At 27.2% G+C, this 24,867-nt stretch carries 31 protein-coding genes and 1 pseudogene; 29 read left to right on the forward strand and 3 right to left on the reverse strand.

Translation table 11 applies throughout. The features are described from left to right. Positions 1–81: 81 nt before the first annotated feature. From O0R46_RS02695 to O0R46_RS10210, 11 genes and pseudogenes are all read left to right on the forward strand, one after another. Positions 82–496, forward strand: a pseudogene (locus O0R46_RS02695) (sigma-70 RNA polymerase sigma factor region 4 domain-containing protein). Positions 497–701: 205 nt separating this feature from the next. Further along, positions 702–1,403, forward strand: coding sequence for a class B sortase (locus tag O0R46_RS02700; protein WP_269312044.1), 702 nt, complete (start codon positions 702–704; stop codon positions 1,401–1,403). Positions 1,404–1,978: 575 nt separating this feature from the next. Next, positions 1,979–2,293, forward strand: a complete 315-nt coding sequence (locus O0R46_RS02705; protein WP_269312045.1) for a hypothetical protein — start codon at positions 1,979–1,981, stop codon at positions 2,291–2,293. A 63-nt stretch (positions 2,294–2,356) separates the two neighbouring features. Beyond that, positions 2,357–2,518: a hypothetical protein gene (locus O0R46_RS02710; protein WP_269312046.1), complete on the forward strand. Its 162-nt coding sequence runs from the start codon at positions 2,357–2,359 to the stop codon at positions 2,516–2,518. A gap of 120 nt (positions 2,519–2,638) precedes the next feature. Continuing rightward, positions 2,639–3,070 carry a YbaK/EbsC family protein gene (locus O0R46_RS02715; protein WP_269312047.1) on the forward strand — a complete coding sequence of 144 codons (432 nt, stop codon included), beginning with the start codon at positions 2,639–2,641 and terminating at the stop codon, positions 3,068–3,070. Between the two features lie 138 nt (positions 3,071–3,208). Beyond that, positions 3,209–3,739, forward strand: a complete 531-nt coding sequence (locus tag O0R46_RS02720; RefSeq protein ID WP_269312048.1) for a DUF7010 family protein — start codon at positions 3,209–3,211, stop codon at positions 3,737–3,739. Positions 3,740–4,489: 750 nt separating this feature from the next. Then, positions 4,490–4,618 (forward strand): hypothetical protein, encoded by a 129-nt coding sequence (locus O0R46_RS02725; protein WP_269312049.1) that lies wholly within the window; start codon positions 4,490–4,492, stop codon positions 4,616–4,618. A 99-nt stretch (positions 4,619–4,717) separates the two neighbouring features. After that, positions 4,718–4,846, forward strand: coding sequence for a hypothetical protein (locus O0R46_RS02730; RefSeq protein WP_269312050.1), 129 nt, complete (start codon positions 4,718–4,720; stop codon positions 4,844–4,846). 319 nt (positions 4,847–5,165) lie between these two features. Next, positions 5,166–5,360, forward strand: coding sequence for a hypothetical protein (locus tag O0R46_RS02735; RefSeq protein ID WP_269312051.1), 195 nt, complete (start codon positions 5,166–5,168; stop codon positions 5,358–5,360). Between the two features lie 461 nt (positions 5,361–5,821). Then, on the forward strand, positions 5,822–6,391 hold the full coding sequence (locus tag O0R46_RS02740; protein ID WP_269312525.1) for an MgtC/SapB family protein: 570 nt from the start codon (positions 5,822–5,824) through the stop codon (positions 6,389–6,391). Positions 6,392–6,663: 272 nt separating this feature from the next. After that, positions 6,664–6,849, forward strand: coding sequence for a hypothetical protein (locus O0R46_RS10210; protein WP_422763626.1), 186 nt, complete (start codon positions 6,664–6,666; stop codon positions 6,847–6,849). Between the two features lie 192 nt (positions 6,850–7,041). On the opposite strand, the gene O0R46_RS02745 is transcribed toward O0R46_RS10210, so the two are convergent. After that, the gene (locus O0R46_RS02745; protein ID WP_269312052.1) at positions 7,042–7,245 is read right to left on the reverse strand and encodes a hypothetical protein; all 204 of its coding nucleotides are present in this window, start codon (positions 7,243–7,245) and stop codon (positions 7,042–7,044) included. Between the two features lies 1 nt (position 7,246). Between O0R46_RS02745 and O0R46_RS02750 the strand changes: the two genes are divergently transcribed. From O0R46_RS02750 to O0R46_RS02780, 7 genes are all read left to right on the forward strand, one after another. After that, a complete protein-coding gene (locus O0R46_RS02750; RefSeq protein ID WP_269312053.1) occupies positions 7,247–7,867 on the forward strand; it encodes a hypothetical protein in 621 nt (206 codons plus the stop codon). 255 nt (positions 7,868–8,122) lie between these two features. After that, a complete protein-coding gene (locus O0R46_RS02755; RefSeq protein ID WP_269312054.1) occupies positions 8,123–8,884 on the forward strand; it encodes a hypothetical protein in 762 nt (253 codons plus the stop codon). Beyond that, positions 8,850–9,371, forward strand: coding sequence for a hypothetical protein (locus tag O0R46_RS02760; RefSeq protein ID WP_269312055.1), 522 nt, complete (start codon positions 8,850–8,852; stop codon positions 9,369–9,371). Before O0R46_RS02755 ends, O0R46_RS02760 begins: the two co-directional genes overlap by 35 nt. Before the next feature lie 284 nt (positions 9,372–9,655). Further along, a complete protein-coding gene (locus O0R46_RS02765) occupies positions 9,656–11,587 on the forward strand; it encodes a cell wall-binding repeat-containing protein (RefSeq protein ID WP_269312056.1) in 1,932 nt (643 codons plus the stop codon). A 167-nt stretch (positions 11,588–11,754) separates the two neighbouring features. Next, the gene (locus O0R46_RS02770; RefSeq protein ID WP_269312057.1) at positions 11,755–12,654 is read left to right on the forward strand and encodes an ABC transporter permease; all 900 of its coding nucleotides are present in this window, start codon (positions 11,755–11,757) and stop codon (positions 12,652–12,654) included. Positions 12,655–12,840: 186 nt separating this feature from the next. Beyond that, the gene (locus O0R46_RS02775; RefSeq protein WP_269312058.1) at positions 12,841–13,563 is read left to right on the forward strand and encodes a CPBP family intramembrane glutamic endopeptidase; all 723 of its coding nucleotides are present in this window, start codon (positions 12,841–12,843) and stop codon (positions 13,561–13,563) included. A gap of 196 nt (positions 13,564–13,759) precedes the next feature. Then, positions 13,760–14,818 (forward strand): NAD(P)-dependent alcohol dehydrogenase, encoded by a 1,059-nt coding sequence (locus O0R46_RS02780; protein ID WP_269312059.1) that lies wholly within the window; start codon positions 13,760–13,762, stop codon positions 14,816–14,818. Positions 14,819–14,955: 137 nt separating this feature from the next. Here the strand turns inward: O0R46_RS02780 and bioB are convergent, their stop codons facing one another. Then, positions 14,956–16,644 carry a biotin synthase BioB gene (gene bioB, locus O0R46_RS02785; RefSeq protein ID WP_269312060.1) on the reverse strand — a complete coding sequence of 563 codons (1,689 nt, stop codon included), beginning with the start codon at positions 16,642–16,644 and terminating at the stop codon, positions 14,956–14,958. Next, positions 16,634–17,206, reverse strand: coding sequence for a biotin transporter BioY (locus O0R46_RS02790; protein ID WP_269312061.1), 573 nt, complete (start codon positions 17,204–17,206; stop codon positions 16,634–16,636). Before O0R46_RS02790 ends, bioB begins: the two co-directional genes overlap by 11 nt. Positions 17,207–17,450: 244 nt before the next feature. On the opposite strand from O0R46_RS02790, the gene O0R46_RS02795 reads away from it, so the two are divergent. The 11 genes from O0R46_RS02795 to O0R46_RS02840 all read left to right on the forward strand — a co-directional run bounded on the left by O0R46_RS02795 (position 17,451) and on the right by O0R46_RS02840 (position 24,805). After that, positions 17,451–17,861, forward strand: coding sequence for an arsenate reductase ArsC (locus O0R46_RS02795; protein WP_269312062.1), 411 nt, complete (start codon positions 17,451–17,453; stop codon positions 17,859–17,861). A 40-nt stretch (positions 17,862–17,901) separates the two neighbouring features. After that, positions 17,902–18,072: a hypothetical protein gene (locus O0R46_RS10240; protein ID WP_331275612.1), complete on the forward strand. Its 171-nt coding sequence runs from the start codon at positions 17,902–17,904 to the stop codon at positions 18,070–18,072. Further along, on the forward strand, positions 18,072–18,371 hold the full coding sequence (locus tag O0R46_RS10245; RefSeq protein WP_331275613.1) for a YbaK/EbsC family protein: 300 nt from the start codon (positions 18,072–18,074) through the stop codon (positions 18,369–18,371). Before O0R46_RS10240 ends, O0R46_RS10245 begins: the two co-directional genes overlap by 1 nt. A gap of 6 nt (positions 18,372–18,377) precedes the next feature. Next, positions 18,378–18,794, forward strand: a complete 417-nt coding sequence (locus tag O0R46_RS02805; protein WP_269312063.1) for a 2-thiouracil desulfurase family protein — start codon at positions 18,378–18,380, stop codon at positions 18,792–18,794. Between the two features lie 135 nt (positions 18,795–18,929). Then, entirely contained in the window at positions 18,930–19,694 is a 765-nt protein-coding gene (locus O0R46_RS02810; protein ID WP_269312064.1) for a formate/nitrite transporter family protein, read from the forward strand. A 217-nt stretch (positions 19,695–19,911) separates the two neighbouring features. Next, positions 19,912–20,400 carry a GNAT family N-acetyltransferase gene (locus O0R46_RS02815; protein WP_269312065.1) on the forward strand — a complete coding sequence of 163 codons (489 nt, stop codon included), beginning with the start codon at positions 19,912–19,914 and terminating at the stop codon, positions 20,398–20,400. A 19-nt stretch (positions 20,401–20,419) separates the two neighbouring features. Further along, positions 20,420–21,526 carry a DUF4178 domain-containing protein gene (locus tag O0R46_RS02820; protein ID WP_269312066.1) on the forward strand — a complete coding sequence of 369 codons (1,107 nt, stop codon included), beginning with the start codon at positions 20,420–20,422 and terminating at the stop codon, positions 21,524–21,526. 14 nt (positions 21,527–21,540) lie between these two features. Further along, positions 21,541–21,966, forward strand: coding sequence for a DUF350 domain-containing protein (locus O0R46_RS02825; protein WP_269312067.1), 426 nt, complete (start codon positions 21,541–21,543; stop codon positions 21,964–21,966). Between the two features lie 15 nt (positions 21,967–21,981). Next, positions 21,982–23,487 (forward strand): polyamine aminopropyltransferase, encoded by a 1,506-nt coding sequence (locus tag O0R46_RS02830; RefSeq protein WP_269312068.1) that lies wholly within the window; start codon positions 21,982–21,984, stop codon positions 23,485–23,487. Positions 23,488–23,510: 23 nt separating this feature from the next. Beyond that, positions 23,511–23,825: a zinc finger protein gene (locus O0R46_RS02835; protein ID WP_269312069.1), complete on the forward strand. Its 315-nt coding sequence runs from the start codon at positions 23,511–23,513 to the stop codon at positions 23,823–23,825. Continuing rightward, on the forward strand, positions 23,825–24,805 hold the full coding sequence (locus O0R46_RS02840; RefSeq protein WP_269312070.1) for an NADH:flavin oxidoreductase: 981 nt from the start codon (positions 23,825–23,827) through the stop codon (positions 24,803–24,805). The genes O0R46_RS02835 and O0R46_RS02840 overlap by 1 nt, the downstream gene beginning before the upstream one ends. Positions 24,806–24,867: the final 62 nt, after the last annotated feature.

Consider the following 24,867-nt stretch of genomic DNA (forward strand, 5'->3'; position numbering starts at 1 on the left):
GGAGGTCTTTTCACGTTTTCGTGTAGAGATCCTCCTTTTTTGTTTTTGAAAAAATAAAGAACAAAAAAGGAGGATTATATAATGAATAAAAAAGATTATTACCTTTACGTATAAAGGTGAAAAGATATTAGTCCCAGAAGAGGTATACAAAGAATATTTTAGAATAACAGAACATGAAAAATATCTTTGTAAGAAGGATAGAGATAACCATGTTTTGCCTTTTTCGTGTTTGGATTATGATGGACATTTTATAGATAATATAGTAGATGAGAGTATAGATATAGAAAAAGTAGTAGAGTTTAGTGTACAAGTTGAAGAACTAAAGAAAGCCCTTAATAGACTGACTAAAGAAGAAAAAAATCTAATAATATCAATATTTTATAGAGAGGAAAGTTTAAAAATAATTTCTGAACGTGAACACATAAGTTATCAAGCGGTAGGTAAAAAGAGAGATAAAATACTTAAGAAATTGAGGCAATTATTAAGTGAGAGATAATGGGAATTAATATATATTCACCATTACAGTATAGAGACTAATTAATTATATAAATGTATTTTAGGTAGTTGTAGTATTATATATACTTAAAAAATAACGCAAATAGTTTAAATATGGTACAATAATATAATAGATTATATGTAAAAGGAGTGTGTTTTAAATAAATAAATCTAAAAAAACAAATTTAGCTATAGTATTGATGATAATGATTTTTTTGTTTTCTGGATATAAATTACTGTCAATAAAAATTAATGAAAAAAAAGAAAATAATAAATTTCAAGATTTAAGAAGCAAAATTGAATTAAGAGAATCAGAAAAAAAGGGAGAGGATAATAATGCTAGTTTATATGGAAAGTATCAAAACATATATAAAGAAAATAATGACTTTGTTGGATGGTTAAAAATACCAAACACAAAAATTGATTATCCAGTAATGAGCACCCCTAATGATCCTAATTACTATTTAAGAAGAAATTTTGAAAAAGAAAATTCTATAAGTGGTACTCCTTATATAGGAGAAGGAATTGATGTTAATAGTAAATCGTTTATTATTTATTCTCACAATATGAAAAATCATACGATGTTTGGAACTTTGGAAAAATATAAAGATATAGAATATAGAAATTCAAATAACTTGATAGAATTTGACACTTTTGGGGGACAAAGACTATACGAGATAATAGCAGCATACCATATTGATCTAGATAAACAACATTTTAAATATTATAACTATTACGGTGATTGGTCTGAAGAAAGATTTAATGACTTTGTCGAAAATATATCTAAAATATCAATATATGGAAAAGTGGAAGATGTGAGTTACACAGATCAAATAATTCAATTATCAACATGTAGTTATTTTACTGACGATGGCAGGTTTGTCATAGTAGCGAAAAGAATTAATTAATAATATAACTGGTTGTGGAAGAGGTTAAAAATTCCTTTATAAAGTAGAGGGAATTTTAGCCTCTTTATATTTTTACAATAAGTATAATTATTTTTCAAAAAATATATAAAGAAGGTACCCTTCAAAGCGTTGATCCTTGACAACTGAATAGACCAAGGTAGGACGTTATCTATTTGTGGAGAATTATGACTTACGCCATGAACTTTCTGCAGAAGAATATTTTGGCTTTATGAGTGCCAAAGATACGAGAAAGTGAGCGATAAATAAGAATACATAAAAACAGATGTGGCAATTTGTTCGATGATACAAGTAGTGATAATGATACTTCAATAGTTTAAGCCGGCTCGTCTAGAATAAGGGGCGGAGGTGAGATTCCTATGTTGTTGCCAAGCACCTACCAATGTCGTAAAATTAAATTTAAAGCATATTTCATTATTTTATATTTTCATATTAATATTTTATCTATTACATTAACCTGTTATCAAATGTTAGGTAATTATTTTATGATATTATAAAATGAAGATTTTAAATAATAAAGAGTCTACTTCTAAAAAACAATAAAGGATAAAATCTTTATGAACAGTATCTTAATTATTAAAATAATATTTGGAATTTTATTAACGGCAGGTATAGTCATACTATCAATAATTACATTTATTAAGTGGTATAAATACATTTTGCAAGAAAGCGATTGCAATAAAAATACTAAAGGTTATGTAAAAGGATATACAATTACTAGAAAGGGTCCTGAAAACTCTGGAGTTCACTTGCCAGTTGTTATCTATAATGTAGAGGGTAGAGATTATAAAGTAATAGTCCCTGAATACAAAAAGATTTCGTTTATTAACAAAACTTCTCCTATGTCAAAAAATGATATGGAATTTGAATAAATTGATCATAGTCTAATTATAAAAAGGAATTCCAATTCCTTTGTTAGTATTCAAAAAAATCTGATGGAAGAATTGTACTCTCTAAATTCAGAAGTAGATGTATTTTATGATGATAAAAATCCTAGATTAGCTTATGTAAAAAGATATTGTGATAAAAAATATTTGTTTTGGTTAGGTTTAATTAATGTTTTAGTAATACTTATAATTGATATTTTTATATTATAGTAATACTAATATTTGTAAAATATTTATAAAATTTAAAAGTGAATTAGAATATTAATTAAAACAAAGTTACAATATGCAATTTAAATTCATATTACTAATAAGTAATATGAATGGTGAAAATTGAATAAAACAGAAATATTCAAGTATATTGATGAATTGAAAATATGGCATGAAGTAACTGAACATCCTGCTGTTTTTAATATGGATAAAATTTCTAGAATAGAACTTCCTTATTCTGATTCTGATGCAAAAAATCTTTTTGTATGTGATGATAAAAAAATAAATTACTATTTAATAACTGTAAAAGAAAATAAGAGAGTAAACTTAAAAGATTTTCGTCAGAATCATAATACCCATGCACTTTCATTTGAATCTGATTCAGATTTAATGGATGTAATGGAATTAATTCCTGATGCAGTAACTACCTTAGGAGTATTAAATGACAAAAAATGTAAAGTACAGTCTTGCCTAGATGAAGAATTTATTAAAAAAACAAGTATTATTGATATACACCTTAACGATAATACTGCAAAAGTTTGGATAAAAAAATGACTTATTAGAAATTATAAAAAAATATGGAAATAATGTACAACTTTTCAGTATATAAGTATTACTGTATTTAGCATACTAATGTAAATTTAGTTTTATAATGTTTGTAATTAAAGTAATTTGTATTTCAAGGAGAAGAATATGAGTTTAGAAGAATTAAGAAATGATATTATAATAAGTCAGAAGAAAGGATTACCATTTATTATCACCGCAGTAATTATATGGTTGATGATTTCAATTGTAGCGAGCTTGAATATCAATATTATGACTAAGAATATACTTGTATTTGTATGTTCATGTCTTTTAGTTCCTACAGCATGGCTTGTTGGCAAGAAATTAAAAATAGATATTTTTTCTAAAGATAACCCTCTTACAAATTTAGGAATGTTATTTACTATGAATCAAATGTTATATATTTTGATTGTAATGTGGGTATTTAATGCTATTCCTGAAAAGATGATAATGGTGTATGCTATGGTATTTGGTGCACATATGTTACCATATTCATGGCTATATAAGTCCCATGTTTATAGAAATTTTGCTGTGATTATACCTGTAATAGCTTTGATATTGGGTAATATATTTAACGGTTTTATTGTAGCTTTGACCTTAACAGTAATTGAAATAATTTTTGTGGTGACTTTGATTAAAGAAATGAAGAGGATTAAATAAAATGGAAAGTTTATATTTGTTGGCGTTGATATTCTTTTATTGACTTTGGTAAAGTCAATAAAAGAATATAGTTTAGAAAAAGGTTTAGTTAATTTACTAGAAGTAATTGTTAGAGTAATAACAATGATAATTGGCGTAGGAATACTATTAATAATAGGTTAATCAAATTATTTTATGTATAAATTATTATAATTAAAACAAATAAAAAAATTAGATTAAAGTATGGAATTAAAATGCCTAAAAAGGGGAGATGAATCAAGAAACAATCATTATAGTATTAGATATGGTATATAATAGTATTTTAAGTAGTATACCAAATGTAAGAAATCAGTGTATCAATTTACGAATGAGTATTTAGAAAAATATAAAGATAAAAAAAGCTAGCGAAGCTTTGGTAAACAATCAAATATTAAAATGTACTACTTCAGGATTTTTAACTTGTTTTGGAGGTTTTATTACTATGCTAATTACCTTACCAGCGACATTACTAGTGCAATATATATTCAGATTAGTATTATAGCTGCAGTAGCATATATTAATGGAGATGATTTAAATAGTGACGAAACTCAAACTTTTGTATATGTATACTTGGCAAGTGTATGTATGAAAAAAGTGTTAATATAAACTGCAATAAGCTTTGAGAATAAATTTTCTACTAGTCTGATATGAAAAATACCAGATAAAGTACTTACAAAAATAAATCAAGCAGTAGGTTTTAAATTGATAACTAAATTTGGTAGCAAAGGATTAATGATCTTAGGTAAAATGGTACCGGGTGTTGGCGCAGTTTTAGGTGGAGAATTTGATTTTATCGAAACAAAAGTAATCGCTAAAAGATCTATAGAATGGTTTATTAATGAAAATTTTGATGGCGATTAAGAAGATGATATAGAAGAGATTATATTGAGTGAGGATGATTTTAAAGTTGATTAAATGATTATATAGATAATAAATATATTCTTAATAAAGGAGAATAATATGGAAAAATATTATATTGACGGAATAATAAAGATAGAAAAAATAAAAGGAAATTCAATATATCATTACACAACAAAAGAGGCATTAAAAGGTATATTGGAGAATCATGAACTTTATCTTATAGTATAAAAATGTATCATAAGTATATTTGTAAAAAAAGTGTAAAGAGCAGCAAATTTACAGATTTCATAGTATTTCCTTTGGAAGCATTATTGAGCCTACTGAAACTACAAGATTTGAATTAGATAAGGATAAACTAGAGTATAAATTAATGATCAAACAGCCAGATTTTATAAAAAAGGAAATTTATTTAAATAACAAAAATAGGACTTCCAAGGATAAACTGAAGACTATCCCTAGACATTCTATTTACTAAATATTGTATTTATATATAATAAAGATTTTATATTTGTAATAAAGATAAATTTTAAATGGAGAAGCAAAGTGAATGAGACCAAATTTTAATGATATAAAGTCCTACCAAGAGTTTGAAATAATAAAAAAATTCAAATTTAAAGCGGATATGGTTGTAGCTTGGAGAAAAGTAAAAGATACAGAGGATAGTATTTTTACCTTTAATGATATGATGGATATTTATTATGGTAAATCAAATTATGATAGATATGATAAGTCAGTATGCTAGTGGAATCAGTTTTTAAAAGATTTTTGTGCAGATCCATCTAACAAAGATGTAAAAAATAAATTAAAAGTTGCATCAAAGCTTTAGAAAATTGTTAGAGATTCAGATGAGCCAAAAGTGTATAAACATGAATTGTTTAGTATGTATGAAAAAATATTATAATATGCTATTAGACATAATATATTTATCTTATAAAACAATAAAGAGGATAAAACTATGATAAATAAATATAATTTAAATAAATAAAAATTTTAGTGGAAAAGTTTATAAATTAAAATACTAAGTTTTTATATATTTATTGGGTAGATAATCAATAGATTTATTTAATAAGTGATAGTTGCATAAATCTTGTACAAATAAATTTTAGAAATCTTATAATATATGATTTTGGAGGTTTATATGGAAGTAATTGATAATATTGAACTAGTAGTTAGGATGCTTGCAAGTGTTTTTTATGTGGAATAATTGGTTTTGAAAGGGAAAGAAAATCTAGACCTGCGGGTTTTAGAACACATGTAATGGTAGGATTGGGATCTACTTTGATTATGCTTGTAGCTATTCAATTTAGAACAGTTGTCGATGACGCTGATGTAGCAAAAATTGCTGGGCAAGCTGTGGCAGGAATTGGTTTTTTAGGCGCGGGGACAATAATTAATAAGAATGGAAATATTGATGGATTGACAACAACATCTTCTCTGTGGATATGTGCAGGAATTGGGCTTGCAAGTGGTATGGGTTATTATACTGCTGCATTTTTAACTACACTAGTAGCCATTTTGACATTAACTATATTTAAAGGGTTTACAAAGTTTTCACTAGACAAGCATAAATATATTATCAGTATTGAACTATTTACATTAGATTATAATTTATCTACTCTCAGCGGAATAATTAAAAATAATGATTATCTTATTACAGATAGAGAGGTTGATGATAATCAAAAAGGAAGATATGATGTTAAATATTTAATAAAAGCGCCACATGCACTTAATATTCCTGTTTTTAAAAATGATCTTATCTCTCTAGTGGGATAGTATCAAAAGTTAATATTGAACAAATAAATAAAATATGAAATGATTGATATTTTTTATAAATATTGCATATTAAATTTATTTTAATAGACATTGTTATATGATATAATAAATTTTAATATAAAAATAGTTTGTAAAGTTAAAAATTTAATTATAAGAAAAGATATTAACAAGTAAGGAGAAAGTTGTATGTTTAATGACGATGTAAAGAATTTAGAAAAAAAAATAAAAAAAACGAAAATAAACAACCCGTTTATGCATTAAGAAAATTATCTATAGGTTTGGCTTCCTGTATTATTGGTTGGAGCATATTTTTAGGATACACGGTAGTAGAATCATCTGCCTTAGAATCAAATCAATCAGTCTCAACAACTATACAAACGACTAAAAATTACGATGCTAAGAGTTATAATGATTCTATAAACTCAGAAGTTATAAATAAAAAAAAATACAAATGTTGAAAGAGATTTTGATATTAATTCTAATACTAACGGTAATATTAATCCTAATCCTAATGTTGATACTAATACAGACACTGATATTCAATCTGAAACTAATGCAAATATTTCTACTGATAGTAATGGCTCTAATAACAAAAATATAAATACTAATAATTTAACTAATACATCAAAAGTAGACAATAAAGAAACTAACTATTTAAATCTCAAAACTAATTTATCAACAGAGCCCATTAATAGAAAAGAAACTTCTAAAATAAATTCTAGTTTTACTACAAACAAAAAAGTAAATAAAGATAATAGAAAATCAATAGTAAGAAACACTAAAACTTTAGCAACAACTCCAACTACAAATACGTTCGTATCTAATATTACAGAATTAAGAAATGCTTTAAGCACTTTGACTAGTTCAAATATTTATTTAATGGGAGGAGATTATCTAATAGATTCAGCATTAAGAATAGATTCTGGTAAAAATTTCACTTTTAATGTTGATCCTTCGTCTCAAACTTCAGTTTTATTTAAAAGAGTTAGTACATATTTTTCTAGTTTATTTGATGTGAAAGAGGGCGCTAGTCTTATCTTCAAGAGTAGTCCAGGAAAAATGATAATAGATGGCGGTAGTACAAGTAATCCAAGTACTGGGATAATGAATGAAACAGGTCTACTATTAAATAACAGAGGAACAACAGTTATTGATGGGGCAGAATTCACCAATCAGCATATAGGTTATGGAGCTTATGTAGCGCCCATATATTCTAATGGTCCAAACTCAACTCTTCATTTGATCTCAGGCTCAATACATGATAATAAAATCACTGCTAATAGTCAATCGGTAATTTATTCTTCAAACGCGGTATTGGTAGAAAATGGTGGAACAATGATAATGGATGGCGGTGATATTTATAATAACACCATTGCATCTAATTTGCTTAATAGTGATAGTGTAGGTGTTGTGAACATTAGTGATGGCTCAAAGTTTACTATGAATGGTGGAAAAAACAAAAATGTTTTTAGATAAGGCTGTAAAATCTTTCTTGAATCACATAAAGTTAGTAGAAAAACTATAAATAAATTTTTATATTTTTAGATAATACAATATTAAAAAATAATATTATTATTAATGAAAAAAGGGCTAATCTAATTAATTAGTCCTATTTTTAAGAAAAAGTATTTAATAGATTAAAATTCATTTTTATAAAAGAGATATAATGATTTTCTAAATGATAAATTTAAAACAAAAAATATAATATAACTTTAAGAAAGGAGAAAGATTATGAAAGTTTCAAATTTTGTTCAATTACAAGAAGCTATAGATAATAATGAAAATATAATAGAGATGAGTAAGTCTATATCCGCTCCCAACATGATAAACTTAAAAAAGGGGCAGAAACTAATAGCTAAAGAAAAAAATATATTTTTGAGTTTTATTAATGGAGATGGTATAGGTTTAAGCGGTCAAAATGAAATATCGGATATATCAATTCAAACGAGTCCTAGAAACAGAGCAATTTTTATAGATTCAAGTGAAGAAGATCTTGGAGATATTAATTTAAATAATCTTACAGTGACTGGTGTAGTTCAAATTCTTACAAGAGGCAATAATAAAAAGTTGAATTTAAATATAAATAAATTGGATATAGTGTCAGCTGATGCTAGATTCTTTTGTGAAAGACCTATGAAATATGGTGTTAATGTTTACCAAGGTGCATTGACAGTATATAATTTTAATCCCCAAAAAGATAGTATAATCAATGTAAAGGCAGAAGATATATCAATAGGTAGAAAAAACGCACCGGTTATAGGGAGTGGTGTTTTTATCTCTGGGTTTAATGATGAATCTGGTTTTGTAATCATAGAAAAATTGACTACAGCTGATATATATTCAAATGGAATGATTCCTTTAGGTCAACCTAATTTAATAACAGGAGGTATATTTATAGTTTATGGTGCATATGCCAAAGAAATTGAGTCATATGGATGTATCTATACATATGGTACGAATGATAGTACTAGACGTATGGGGGAGGGTAGATAATTGGTTAGTAAAAGAAGATGTAATCAGTTATGGTTCTAGTGGAATAGGTTTTGTAAATTTTGGTACAGTGAAGAATTTTTTATCTGAAAAAAATATAATAACTTATGGAAATGGTTCTAGAGGATTTAATCAGTATGATGGAACAATAGAAGAAGCATATTTTGAAAATATTATAACAATGGGTGATGGTTCAATAGGAATGCAATTTAGCAAACCAGTTGGAAAGATTACAATTGGAAATAAAGTATCAACATCAGGGAGTGAAGGAGAAACATTAGTAAAAGGAGAAATAAAAACACTTAAAGCTGATGCTATTAGCGTCTTAAAAGGTGGGGCAATCAAGGAGTTCATAGTTAATGGTGACTTAATTACAAAAGGTAATAATGTAATTACATACCATATTAATGGCGGAACTGTAGAAAAATTTGATTTAAAAGGTAATTTAATAGCAGAAGGAGAAGGTTCAAAAAAAGAATCAATAGAGTAGTAATAAATAATAGAATAATGATAAATTGAAAATTATATAAAAACTAATGCTGTTAAGTATACTAAAAAAAGAGTTACATATGTAACTCTTTTTTTAGTATACAAATAAATATGTAACAAAAAAATTGAACATGAAGTAGAATTAGGGTTTAAAAGATACTAAATTTTATAAAAAAGTAATTGTATAAATAAAAAGATATGTTATAATTTTTATTAAATGAGAATATATGTTATTTAATAAAAACAATCATAAAATGGAGGAGAAAAATGAGTAGTTTTAAAAAAATGAGTAGTTTAATTATGGCTATTACAGTTATTTGTAATGTAAAGGTTTCTGTATTAGCTGAGAAAGTTGATAAACAAAAGGTAAACAGGATTGAAGTAGAGAGAATTGGTGGGAAAGATAGAATTGAAACTTCATTAATGATTTCAAAAAAATTAAATACTAATAAAGCAAACATAGTTAATGCATGGAATTTTGCTGATGCACTTTCTATAGCGCCTATAGCTGCAATTAAAGGAGAAGGAATTATTTTAACTGATGATAAAGACGAACTGGAAAATAGTCTAAATAAATTGAAAATAAAAAGAGTGAGAGTATTAGGAGGAGAAGAAGTGATATCTTCAAAAATTTATGACTCTATAAATAAAAAATATAATGCGCGAAGAGTGTTTGGAAAAGATAGATATGAAACCTCTCTGAATATAGTAAGAAATAGTGGATATAGCAGGGTAGGTATAGCAAACGGTGAAAAATTACATGATAGTTTGACTGCTGGTCCATTCTTAGCAAAGAAGAAATTACCTCTTTTATTAATACATAAAGAAAATAAAAAAGAAATTCCCAATGATTTAAAAGTTGAATATACTTTTGGTGGAGAAAAGTCTATAAGAGAAACATTTGGAAAAAGATTAGCTGGTGAAGACAGATTTAAGACATCTGTAAATATTGCTCAAGAATTCGGTGAAATTGATAACGTTATATTAGTGAATGGATATAAATATCCTGATGCTTTGTCAGTGGCACCCTTAGCAAAAAAAATGAATGCTCCAATAGTATTAACCAAAAATAATAAATTATCTAAGGAAGTAGAAGAAATTATAAAAAAAGTAAGTAAAGTAACAATTATAGGAGGAGAAAATTCTGTATCTGACAATATAGAAAAGAAAATTAAGCAATTTTCAAAGAAAGAAAATAATTCATATGAAGATGAGGGACTAGATGAGAAAATAGATTTAAAAGATGATACACCTTTAGAAAATGGTGATTTCTACGGCACTGCTGATTCAGGTGTATATTATTCATATTCAACAATTAGAAAATACAAAAGTGGTCCATCAGTTGTAAAAATTAATGTTAAAGATGGAAAAATTACAAGAGCTGAATCAGTTCGTTATACTGATGATGATGTAACTTCTGGATTTTCATTCGCACAGTATGCAGAAAAGAAGGATAAATTATTAAGTATGATGGCAGGCTTGGATATAAAAGGTGTAAAAAGAGCTGATTTATTAGTGAGAGCAAATAGTGGACAAAAGGAAGAGTATGATGTCATTTCTGGTGCTACGATAACTTCAAAAGGACATATGAGCGCTGTAATTGCCGCTCTTAAAAATTCAGCACAAGCTTATAAAGATAAGATATCTGGTAAAATAGTAAATCAAAAACCTGTAGTTATTTGGATGGAACCAATAAATTTATTGAAATCTCCACTCTATTTTGGTAAACCTATAAATATGAAAGATGTAGGAGTAATATTACATTATTCTAATGGAAAGCAAGAGAAAGTTTTATATCCAAGTTTTAGTGAATTTGGTATATCTTGTAATTATAGTAATAATCAAATTTTAAATGAAAATGACCCTAATTTGGATAAAAATAACAATATTTCTATAGAATTTAGAGAGAAAACAGCAAATTCTCATATAAGTTATTCTGTGCAATTTTCAAAATACAAGCATATGAGATTTGCTACTAAAGGTCAGATTGAATATGAAAATGGGGAGATAGAAACATTTGAAATGTTCAACAATGAATTTAGATATAGATTTAAGCCAAAACATATTGTTAAAAAAATTTCAATTTTTGAAAACGATAAGCTTTTAGGTGAAGGAAAATATAATGAAGAATATAAAGAGTATATAATAACAGTCCCAAATTCACTATTAGATGAATATTGGAGATTTGAAACTTATTTTATAAAGCCAGAGCTTTAAAAATGATTTTTAAAAGTACATGCATATTCTAATTCATCATTGAAAAATTTGATATCTTAAAGTATAGTAGTAAATAAGTAATCTTATTTTATAGTTTATATTTAAATAAGATTAAAATTGTATAGAAAAGCTTTAATAAATAATATTAAGATATTTTGGAGGTAAAGATGAAAAAAAAATTAATTGCTAGTGTACTTTTAGTTTCTTTTATATTAAGCGGATGTGGGCAAAAAGCAGCACAAAAAACTAATGTTGATAAAAATAATAATACATGGCTAAAGACTTCTATAGAAAATATAAATAAGGAAAGTGACAGGCAGTCCATACAAGAAACCACTATTAAGTTTAAAGACGGTAAAATAGCTAAACAAAAATATGAATATACTATTAGTAAAGATAAAAATCTTGTAAAGATTAAATCTGCTGATCCTAATGATGATAAAAATAAATTAGAAATATTCTATAAATTAAATGATGAAAAAATAGATGTATATGTTGTTAAGCCAGGTCAAGAAAAAGCAGAGCTAGAAAATAATGCTCCATTAAATAAAGAATTGATAGATGGTGTCATTAATAGTACAATGATGGATGAAAATATAGATAAATATGAAATTAAAGGGGAAGAAAAGAAAGATGGAAAAGATGTAATAAAGGTTGTTTATCATAGATCTAATGATAATTCTTTATCTGAAGAACTTAAAAAAGCAGGTGTGCTGAAAGATGATTTAATTAACAAGCATCAGGATTTAAAAGAAGCAATAGAAAATGATAAGAAGAAAAATATTGATTTATATTACTATTTCGATAAGAAGTCTAAAGAATTATTGTACTCTGAGTTTGATAGCACAAGCTTTACTATAATAAATCATTATTCAAATGGTGAGAATTCAAACCCACCTATAAAATCGACTACAAAGACATTAATTAAAACCAAAAATATAGAAAAAATTGTTTTACCAACTGTAATAAAGTCGAATGAAAATACTGGTGAAGCAAAGTCTCAGGGGTCATCGACTGATAATAGTGTAAATAAAGTAAATGGTGAAGAAAATAATATCCAAAAATAACTAGTTAAGAATTTTAAAATAATAAAAAATAGGAGTTTATCTCCTATTTTTTATTATTTTAGACAATTATATTAAATAATTACAAGATTAATTAATTTATATTTAAGGAAATTTGTATATTATTCTAACAATGCAAAAAATTTAAGAAAATAAATTTAGTAAGTTTAATAGTAAAGGGGAGATTTTTTGAAAAAATACTATTTGTATATAAGTACTTATATGGGTATAATGGGTATTGGTTTATTTGTATTAAAAATATTTTTTAATGTATTATATACTGATTCAGAATTAATATATAATTTTCTACCAGTTTTGATAATACTAGCATCAATATCATTAATTTTTTACTTTATAAATAAAGAAGATTTAAAAATAAAATGGAGAGAAAATAGACAGTATTTTCTTTTTCATGTATGTTTTCTGCCTGTTCTATTTATAGCAACAGTATTATTTATAGAAGATTATTCTTTAAGCTATAAACATTTAATGTTGCCAATATTGACATTATTAATAGGAATAGGAGAAGAGGTAAGCTATAGAAAAATTCTTTTTTCTAAGTTACTGAGACAAACTAGTATAAAAAAAGCTATAATTTATTCATCTCTTGCATTTTCTATTCTTCATACTATGAATCTATTTGGAGGTGTGAGTATAGACCAAATGGCTTTTCAACTATTTAGCACATTTGTATTTGGAATATTTTTTGCAGTTATGTATTTATATACTCATAATATTATATTATTGATTTTGCATCATAGTTTATGGGACTATATATTTTTGAGTAGACTTTTAGAAAATCATAATTTACTGAATATCGCGATGTGGGTTATACCTATCATACAAATAATAATAATGCTATATTTATATAAAGATTATAAGAATAAAATGAAAAAAGATATATTTATATAAGTATATCTTTTTTTATTGAATTATAAATAATGCGATAGCTTGTTTAACATTCAATAATAGCTATAGTAAATAATTTTTATCTATAATATAAAGCTTTTTTATAATTAAAATATAATTATTATATTGACTTTGTTAAAAAATTATTATATCATATAGGAAATTGATAAATATTATACAAATATGGAGGTTTAATATTATGAAAGCATTTGCTATGAAAAAAATTGGAGAAACAGCTTGGATTGAAAAGGAAAGACCACTATGTGGTCCTATGGATGCAATATTAAAACCAATAGCCTTAGCACCTTGCACATCAGACATTCATACAGTATTTGAGGGTGCAATTGGAGAAAGAACAGATATGATATTGGGTCATGAGGGCGTAGGTGAGATTGTAGAGGTAGGAGAATTAGTTAAAGATTTTAAAGTTGGAGATAAATGTATAGTTCCAGCTATAACACCGGATTGGAATTCTCTAGAAGCACAAGATGGATTCTCTATGCATTCAAATGGCATGTTGGCCGGATGGAAATTTTCCAATTTTAAGGACGGTGTATTTGGTGAATTTTTCCATGTAAATGATGCTGATGGAAACCTAGCACATTTGCCTGAAGGAATGGATTTAACTGCTGCAGCAATGCTTTCAGATATGGTTCCTACTGGATTTCATGGAGCAGAGCTTGCTGATATTCAGTTTGGAGATAATGTATTAGTTGTTGGAATAGGTCCGGTAGGTTTGATGGCTGTTGCAGGAGCTCAGTTAAGAGGAGCAGCTAATATATATGCAGTTGGCACTAGACCAAATTGTATAGAAATAGCCAAAGAATTTGGTGCAAATAATATAATAAGTTATAGAGATGGAAAAATAGATGAGCAAATAATGAAACTTACAAATAATAAAGGAGTAGATAAAGTAATAATAGCAGGAGGTACGGTTGATACTTTTATAGAAGCGGTAAAGGCTGTAAAACCGGGAGGAATAATAGCAAATGTAAATTACCTTGGTGAAGGTGAATATGTTAAAATACCTCGCGAAGATTGGGGAGCAGGAATGGGCCATAAACAAATCAGGGGTGGATTAATGCCAGGAGGAAGGAAGAGGATGGAAAGACTTGCAGATCTTGTAATGACTGGAAGAATACATCCAGAAAAATTAGTTACTCATACATTTGAAGGTATTGAACACCTATCTGATGCCCTAGATTTAATGCATAAAAAACCAAAGGATTTAATAAAGCCTGTAGTATTTGTGAAATAATATATAGTAGTATGACTACTGAAAAATTTAATAAAAAAACGAAGCAAATTTATTCGCTTCGTTTTTTTATTAATAACATTGTTTATGTTGTAAATATTTATCTAAGTGTATTTCAAATTTTAAAATGTATCAAAGTATTATTCACAATAAAATACGCGTTTGTCTGTCAACTGTTCTATCATTTTTTTATTGTCTATATGTTTTATATTAGTAGTATCAAACTTATTCATTATTATTGCTCTCACATTAATATTCATGTTTATACAGTATTCAAAAGTGGTCACTGCTTGATTGATTGAACCTAAATCTGAGCCTATTACTAAAATAATATCTATGTTCAGCATTTTTATAATATCAGTCTGCATTATTAATTTATATTGGGATTTATGTATAGGGCAAACTATTCCACCACATCCTTCCACTATTGTATAATCGCTTTTATTATATAAATCAAAAAAATCATTTTTGATAATATCAAGAGATATTTCTTTTTCATTTATAAAAGATGCTAAATGAGGTGAATATGCTTGTCTAAATATATAAGAGCAAAGCTCATTAGGTTTTTTATTCAAGTTAGATCTTTCTATTACATATTTACAGTCGCCTGCAATTAAATTATTATTATCATAATTTGTATCTAAATGAGCTCCACTTAGGACTGGTTTATAATATGTTACATCTATATTTGAATCCTTAAGAATACTACATATTTCTCCACTAATATATGTTTTACCAATATCTGTGTTGGCTCCACTTATAAAAATTGCTTTTTTATCGGAATTTGTATCTTCTAACAATACTTGTGAGATATTAGAAATGTGATCTTCTAAAATACCATTGTCATTAGTTTTTTTTATTGAAAAACCCATACTTTCTATCGTTTTAATATCATCAGTAGGATTAATTCCAGAGGTAGTAAGCATATCACCAGAAATCATAGAGTCTACACCTGAATTTATTGCCTTTAAACCATTATCATCAAGTAATATCCTCCCACCTGCCAGTCTTATATTTTTATGTGGCAAGATAAATCTAAAAATAGAAATAGATCTAATAATTTCGTCATAGTTTAAAATTTTATTATTTTCTAAGGGTGTATTTGATATAGGATTTAATATATTTATCGGTACAGAATCGACATTTAATTTTCTTAAGTCTAATGCCATTTCAATTCTGTGGTCTAAGTTTTCGCCTAAACCAAATATTCCACCACTACATATTTTAAGACCAGCCTTTTGTGCTGCTTTTATAGTTTTTACTTTGTCATCATAAGTATGAGTGGTGCATATATTTGAGAAAAATGACTTAGAAGTTTCTAAGTTATTGTGGTATCTACTAACACCAGCTTTTTTTAGTCTTAGTAATTGCTCATATGTCAAAAGACCATTTGAAGAACAAAGATTAATAGGACATTTTAAAGATATTTCTTCAAATGTATTACATAATTTTATTAACTCCTTATCTTTTAGGCTTCTGCCAGAGGTAACTATAGAAAATCTATTTATTTTATTGTTATAATTTTTTATTGCAGAATTTACTATTTCACTTTTTTCTAAAATATCATATTTATCAACAGTTACGTTGTGATGTGATGACTGAGCACAAAAAGAACAATTTTCGCTACAGTTACCGCTTTTACCATTTATAATTGTACATAAATCAAACTCTCCATCAGATAAAGCATCTCTAATTTGACAAGCTAACTCACATAGAATATTTAAATCACAGTATTTGAGTATTTCAATATCATCCAAATCAACTTCATAACCATTTATAACCATATCTTTTAGTTTCTTTGCCTTTAAGTTATATAGATTATCTTCCATCAGCGTATACCGCCCTTCTAATTTTTGGAGCTAGTATTGCTGCCAAAATAGTAGCAATTAAATCTCCAGGCATATCTATAGGAAAGGCGCCTAAAAAAATAACAAGCCATGGTGTTTTTACACCCATAAATAAATTTAATGCGGTATATTTATAAATAAAACCAATAACATATATTATCAAAAATCCAACAATTCCAGCCATAAAAAAATTAGAGAATTTTTTATTACGATTGTTTAACAGGTAAGATACTATATAAGAGCTAACTGCAAAACCAATTAGATATCCAAAGCTAGGTTTTAATATATAAGTAATACCACCGCCTGCTGCAAATACAGGAAAACCAGCTAGACCTAAAGCTAAATATATACACACAGACAACAGCGCCTTTTTAGGACTTAGAACCATTGCAGATAAAATAATAAATAAATATTGTAGTGTAAAGTAATCTGAATTAGGTAGAGGTATCTGTATAAAAGCTCCAACTACATATAATGCAGAAAATATTGAACATAAAACCATCGATTTTACATCCAAATTGATATTAGTAAGTGTTTTTTCCATGAAAATAATCTCCTTTTTAAATTTATAGAAATAATAATAGCATATAAGAACTATATTGTAAACATAAATTTATTTAGGTTTACAATATAGCTATATATAAAGAATAATCAAATTCAAATTTAATTTAAAATAAATTAATGGTTATAAATAAGTGATGATATAATATATTTATATATTAATTTAGGGAAATAATTCAAATATTTGCATTGTATATAAATTTTATTTAGAATGGAGGATATGTGATTTGAAAGAGACAAAAGTAGCTTTTGTTTGTGTACATAATTCTTGCAGAAGTCAAATTGCTGAGGCTTTGGCTAAAAAATATGGATTAGACATACTAGAAGTGTATTCAGCAGGAACAGAAGTAAAAAGCAAAATAAATCAGGATGGAGTAAGACTAATAAAAAAAATATATGGAATTGATATGGAAAAAAATCAAAAAACTAAGTTAATAAGTGACATACCACCTGTGGACTACTTAATAACTATGGGGTGTAATGTATCTTGTCCAATAATGTCTTATAAATTTCAAAAAGAGGATTGGGGGCTGGAAGATCCTACCGGAAAAAGTGATGAAGAGTTCATTAAAACAATTACTTTAATAGAGGATAAGGTCTTGAATCTAATAGAAAGAGTCAAAAGAAAGTCTTTTTAGGATATTTTTATATTAAATCATTAATAGAGGGAGAGAATTTATGTCAATAGATAAAGTAAAAGAATTTTTTAAATCCTATTCTATGGAAAACAAGATTCTAGAATTTGATGTCTCAAGTGCAACGGTAGAATTAGCTGCTCAAGCTGTGGGATGTGAAGAAAAGAGAATTGCAAAGACAATGTCATTTTTAGTAGAAAAAAACCTATTTTAGTGGTAGTTGCTGGGGATGCAAAAATTGCTAATTCCAAATTTAAAGCTAAATTTAATACAAAGGCAAAAATGATACCAGCAGATTCGGTAGAAAAATTAATAGGTCATGTAATTGGTGCAGTTTGTCCATTTGCAATAAATGATGAAGTGGACGTATATTTAGATAAGTCATTAAAGAGATTTGATACGGTATTTCCAGACGCAGGGTCTAGTAATAGTGCCATAGAATTAAGTATTGGAGAATTAGAAAAATATTCAAACTTTAAAGATTGGGTGGATATATGTAAAGATTGGGAGTAAATAAATATGAAAATTTTAGTAAGTTCGTGTCTATTAGGACAGGATTGTAAATATAATGGAAAAAATAATTATAGTAAAAATGTAATGGATTATATAAAAGGTCATGAAATTATATCTGTATGTCCTGAAGTAATGGGAGGATTACCAATTCCTAGAGTGCCCGCAGAAATAGTAAATGATATAGTAATAGACAAAAATGGCAAAAATGTGAATGATCAATTTGTCTTAGGTACAGAACGGGCTTATAAATTAGCTGAAGAAAATTCAATTGATTTAGCTATACTAAAGGCAAAGAGTCCAAGCTGTGGATATAAAGAAATATATGATGGTACATTTTCAGGAAAATTAATTGAGGGTAATGGCTTGTTTGCAAAAAAGTTAATAGAAAATGGTTATAAAGTAATGAATGAGAATGATTTATAAAAAACATATTTCAATCTATAATATAAAAATTAATTAAAACTGTGACATAAGTCACAGTTTTTTTAAAATACAAATGATAATATAATCACAAATAAATATATAAGTAATCTAAATGGGTTATAAAGAGGAGATATTATGTACGATATTACGATTGAAAAAATGACAAATGCAGCTAAGAAAAAAGCTGAAGTTTTAAAATCAAGTATTTTAAAATATTTGATTTCATCCGCATTTGCTGGTGCCTTCATTGGCATTGGTATTTTATTAATTTTTACTATTGGAAGTCAGCTAGGTAAAAGCCCAGCGACTAAAACAGTTATGGGGCTTGCATTTGGTATTGCACTTAATTTGGTAATTTTCACAGGTACAGATTTATTTACAGGTAACAACATGGTTATGACTGTCGGTACTATGAATAAAGGGACTAAATTATCTGACTTAATAAAAGTTTGGTGCACATCTTATATTGGAAACCTTATAGGAGCAATTATTTTAAGTTTTATATTTGTAGGAGCTGGATTTATGGCAAAAGGTCCATTGGCAGAATTTTTCTCAAATGCAGCACAAGCAAAAGCTTCTGGAACATTTATACAGTTATTTTACAAGGGAATTTTATGTAATATGCTTGTATGTCTAGCTGTTTTGATCACCTTTAGAACAGAAAATGATGTTGCTAAATTATTTATGACAGTATTTTGTTTATTTGCCTTCATAACAAGTGGTTTTGAGCACAGTATAGCAAATATGACAGTTTATGCTGTACCCTTACTATCTGGAACTATGTCAAAAGTTACAATGGCTATGGCAATACACAATCTAGTGCCAGTTACACTAGGAAATGTAGTTGGGGGAGCAATAATTATGGGCTTAGGTTCTTATTCATTAAAAAGTAAAAATTGAATTAAAATAATAAAGGTAACTAAGATATCTTAGTTACCTTTATTATTTTAATTCAAGACTTTATATAAATATTCAATTTTATATAATAAATAAATATTAAAAGTCTTGGAATATAAAGTGATATAAAGTAAAATTATATTATGTAAATCAAAAAAATTTACTTTCCATGAATATATAACAGTATAAAAGTCAGTTTCTAAATGCGAGGAGGATGTTGATGACTGATATAAATATTATTGAAGATTATGATAAAAAAGAACAAATAAGAACTTTACTATCTGAATATATCAGTGAAATAATAAGTAGCGATGACAGCATAAAAAAAGTATTGAGGTTTCAAAATTTTGAAGAAGAATTTAATAATCTTGAAAAGAAGTATTATCCGCCAAATGGAAAAATTTTTATTGCTTACTATAAGAATGAATTAGCAGGATGTGTAGCTATTACTAAGTTAGATATGGATAAATGCGAATTGAAAAGACTTTATGTTAGGCCAAAATATAGAAGTAAAAAATTAGGATATAAATTAATATTTCACGCAATAGAAGAAGCAAAAAAATTACATTATAAATCAATATACTTAGATTCAATCAAAGGGGTTATGGATAAAGGAATTAGACTTTATGAGAGTATGGGTTTTGAATATACATACAATTATAATGGCAGCTCCATAAAGAAAATAATTCATATGAAACTAAATTTATAAAAAGAAGGGAGGAGCGTATTTGATAAATTTCGACATAGGAAATATATTAAAAATAGAAGGTATAAAATGCACAATTATTGGAAAAATTATATATAAAAATACAAAAGACAGTAATAAATGGACAGATTATAGATTGCAAACTAAAGAAGGTGAGCAATGGTTAAGTGTTGATGATATTTGTAAAGAATATAGTATATCGAGACCTTCTTATCTTCAAAATGGACAGATTCGTAATGAATGGAAGAAAGTAGATGAAGGAAATCAAGTTGTAGTATATGCCGATGGAGATGTAGATGTTGATTCTGGAGAATATTCAGAGTTTGTAGAATATGAAGATGAAGAGGGTAAGAAAACTTTTTCTCTTGAAATATGGGAAGATGGCACTGAGATATCAGAAGGACATTACGTAGAAGAAAAAGATATTATTTTACTAAAAGAACAATCACATAAAGGTATATTAGAAAAGATACCTTGGGGATTAATTTTAGCAGCAATTATATTTTTGGGTGCTCCTATATTTGATTTATTGGGACCTAAAATAGATGATGTATTTGGTCTAACACCAACAATTGAAGAACATTTGAAAAATGGACCAAATTATGAATATGTAACTTCACTCACTGGCGAAAACAAAGAGAAAGCAAATATTTATAAAGAAACAGATACAAATGGTGCAGGAACAGATAGCGAGATAAAAAAAGTAACTACTGATTTAATTGATGCTATAAATGGTAAAACTGAATCTGTAACAGATAATGGTCTTAGTGGAGCAAATTCGAGTACAAGTATACTTACAAAAAAAGAATATTGTATAGTATACCATCCAGAAGATAAACCATCTGAGACATATATACAGGTTTCTAACAGAGAATATGCCTATGGAACAAAGGCTAAACCATATCACTCAAATTATAATACTTTTTTATGGTATACAGGTAACTATCATAAATATGCTTATCCAACGGATTCTAAAAAATTCAAATCAGAATCTCCATATAGGACTTATAAGGGACCTATAGTACAGGATATGGGTAATGGATACTTTGATACATATTCAAGTTCAGTGAGACAATCAAGTACAAGCAGTAGATCATCATCAGGTGGTGGACTAAGTAGTGGTAAATAAATTAGGAGGGTAAAATGTTTGGAACAATGTTAGAATTAGTAGTTTATGTTTTGGTAGGAATAGTAGTAATGTTAGCTGGATATTTCCTTATAGATTTTATAGTGCCTTGTGATTTTCCAAAAGAATTGAAAGATGGAAATAAGGCTGTAGGTTGGGTTTCAGCAGGAATATATATAGGTCTTGGAACTATAATACATTTTGCTATAAAGACACTTACAATTGCCAATAAAGCTCCAGAGCTAATAAATGGAGTATTAGATACAGTAGTATATTCAGTAGCTGGAATAGTATTTTTTATTGCAGCGTATTTTTTAATAGATATCGTAAATAAAAAATATAATTTCAATGTAGAATTAGAGGCTAGAAATGAGGCAATAGGAATTACTGTTTTTGGTATTTTTATAGGGATTGCCTTGATAGTTGGTGGAGTAATAGCCTAGTTAGGAAGTAAAAAAATGTCAAAGAAATACAAAATTTTAATGCTTACAACACTTGTTATATCTGGTTGTTCGGTATGTTATGAACTGATAATAAGTGCAGTTAGCTCATATTTATTAGGAAATAGTACTTTACAATATTCTATAACTATTGGTTTATATATGTGTGCTTTAGGCCTGGGATCATATATATCTAGATTTTTCACAAAAAACTTATTCAATAGTTTGGTTAAAATAGAGCTTTTGATTGGTTTAGTAGGTGGATTTAGTGCTTTATGCCTATTTTTGGCTAATTTATATATAGTGTCATATGATATTGTAATGTACTTATTAATTATATCGATTGGTACATTAGCAGGTGCTGAAATACCAATTATTGCAAGGATTATTGAAAATGATGAAAATAATTTGAAACTTACCTTATCATCACTATTTAGTTTTGATTATATAGGAGGACTGTTAGGGTCAATAGCTTTTCCATTATTGCTTTTACCAAAATTAGGGTATTTTGCAACTGCATTTTTATGTGGTTTTTTGAATATAAGTGCAGCAATAATAATAATATACAAGTATTGGAATAAGATAGACAATGTTAAATTTTATAAAGTTTTGGCATCTACATTAGCTATATCTATGGCTATAGGTATGGTATTTGCTGAAAATATATCTAAAGTTATTGAAGGTGGTCTATACAGAGATAAAATAATATTAATTGAGCAGACTAAATATCAAAAAATTGTCATGACGAAGCATAAGGATGACATTAGATTATATATAGATGGCAATTGCCAGTTTTCTACAGATGATGAATATAGATATCATGAGGCACTCGTTCATGTACCAATGTCAAAAGTAAAAAATAAAAATAATATATTAATATTAGGTGGTGGAGATGGATTAGCTGTTAGAGAGGTATTAAAATATAATGTTAAATCTATAGATTTAGTTGATTTAGATGCTGAAATGATAAAGATTTGTAGCACTGATAAAAATATCACAGATATAAATAAAAATAGTCTAAAAAGTAAAAAATTAAAGATATATAGTCAAGACGCATATAAATATCTTGAAAGTAATAAAAAAAAATATGATTTGGTAATTGTTGATTTGCCTGATCCTAATTCTGAGTCATTGAATAAGCTTTATTCAAATGTTTTTTATAGACTTTGCAAAAAATCTATGAATAATGATGCAATTATGGTTGTACAATCTACTAGTCCATATTATGCAACCAAAGCATTTTGGTCTATTAATAAAACTATAGAAAGTGAAGGATTTAATGTAAAACCATATCATGTTCAAGTACCAGCATTTGGTGATTGGGGATTTAATATGGGATCAATGAATAAGATAGATAATAATTTTAAGATTGAAAAACAAACGAGATTCTTATCTAATGAAAATATAAATTCAATATTTACCTTTGCAAAAGATGAAAAAAATACAAATGTAGAAATAAACAGGTTAACAAAACCAGTTTTAATGCAATATTATAATAATGCTGTAGAGAATTGGAATCAATAAATTTATTTTGAACGGAGAATTGTATGGGAAATTATAAAATTGAAGCTTTGTGGGATTGTTCATACTGTGGCACTAATGGAATATTAGGTAGACACCAAGTTTGTCCTAATTGTGGACATGGTAGAGATCAAGATGTGAAATTCTATTTGCCAGAAATTATAGATGAGAGTGCAGCAGTAGATGAGTCAAAAACTCATATTAGTAAAGGTCCTGATTGGATGTGTAGTTATTGTGATAATTATAATAGCTCTGATGCTAATTTTTGTGTAAGTTGTGGGGCATCTAAAGAAGAAAGTGAAAAAAATTATTTCCAGATTCAAAGAGAAAGAGGTAAATAATGATAAAAGACAAAATTAAAATAGCTAATATTGAACTAAATGGAAGAATTATAATGCCTGCAATTGCTACAGCTAAGAGTACTTCAGATGGAAAAGTAACGCAAGATTTAATCGATTATTATGAATCTAGAGCAAAGAATGATAATGTTGCTATGATTATTACTGAACATGCTTATATTTCTAAAGAAGGCCAGGCTAGTCCAAATATGATGTCAATATCGGATGATTCGGATATTGAAGGTATTAGAAAAATAGCTGATATTATACATAAATATGGGAAAAAAGCTATATTTCAAATAAACCATGCTGGTAGTGAAGCCTTTTATGATATTGTGAAGGATGAAATAGTGTCTCCAAGTGGCATAAGTGTTCCAGGTTGTAAGAATGATAAAGGTTTTATAAAATCAAAAGCATTGAGCGAAGAAGACATTAAAGTGTTGATAGATAAATATGCTAAGGCTTCCTTAAGAGCAAAAAATGCAGGTTATGACGGAGTTGAAATACACTCTACGCATGGTTATCTGCTTAATGAATTTTATTCTCCTATAACTAATAAAAGAAAAGATCAATATGGAGGCTCTATAGAGAAAAGAATAAATATACACAGGCAAGTTATTAGAGCTGTAAGAAAAGCTGTAGGTGAAGATTATTTGATTTCACTTAGGCTTGGAGCTAATGACTACGTAAAGGGAGGCTCTACTATTGAAGACGCTGTATATGCATGTAAGGTTTTTGAGAAAGAAGGAGTAAATCTGATTGATATTTCTGGTGGCCTGTGCGGAATAAAAAATCCTAATGATTCAAATCCAGGTTACTTTAAAGATGCTTCAAAGGCAGTTAAAGATGTAGTATCAATACCAGTAATTCTTACTGGTGGAGTTAGTACTTTAGAGCAAGCAGAAGATTTGCTACAAGATGAACAAGCAGATTTAATAGGTATAGGTAGGTCTTTATGGAAAGATCCAAATTGGGAACTATAAAAATTAATATATGTGAAAGGGACTCCAAATTTTTGGAGTCCCTTTCTATTAAATTTATGAAA

It is taken from the genome of Peptostreptococcus equinus, from assembly GCF_027125355.1.
Taxonomy (GTDB): Bacteria; Bacillota; Clostridia; order Peptostreptococcales; family Peptostreptococcaceae; genus Peptostreptococcus; species Peptostreptococcus equinus.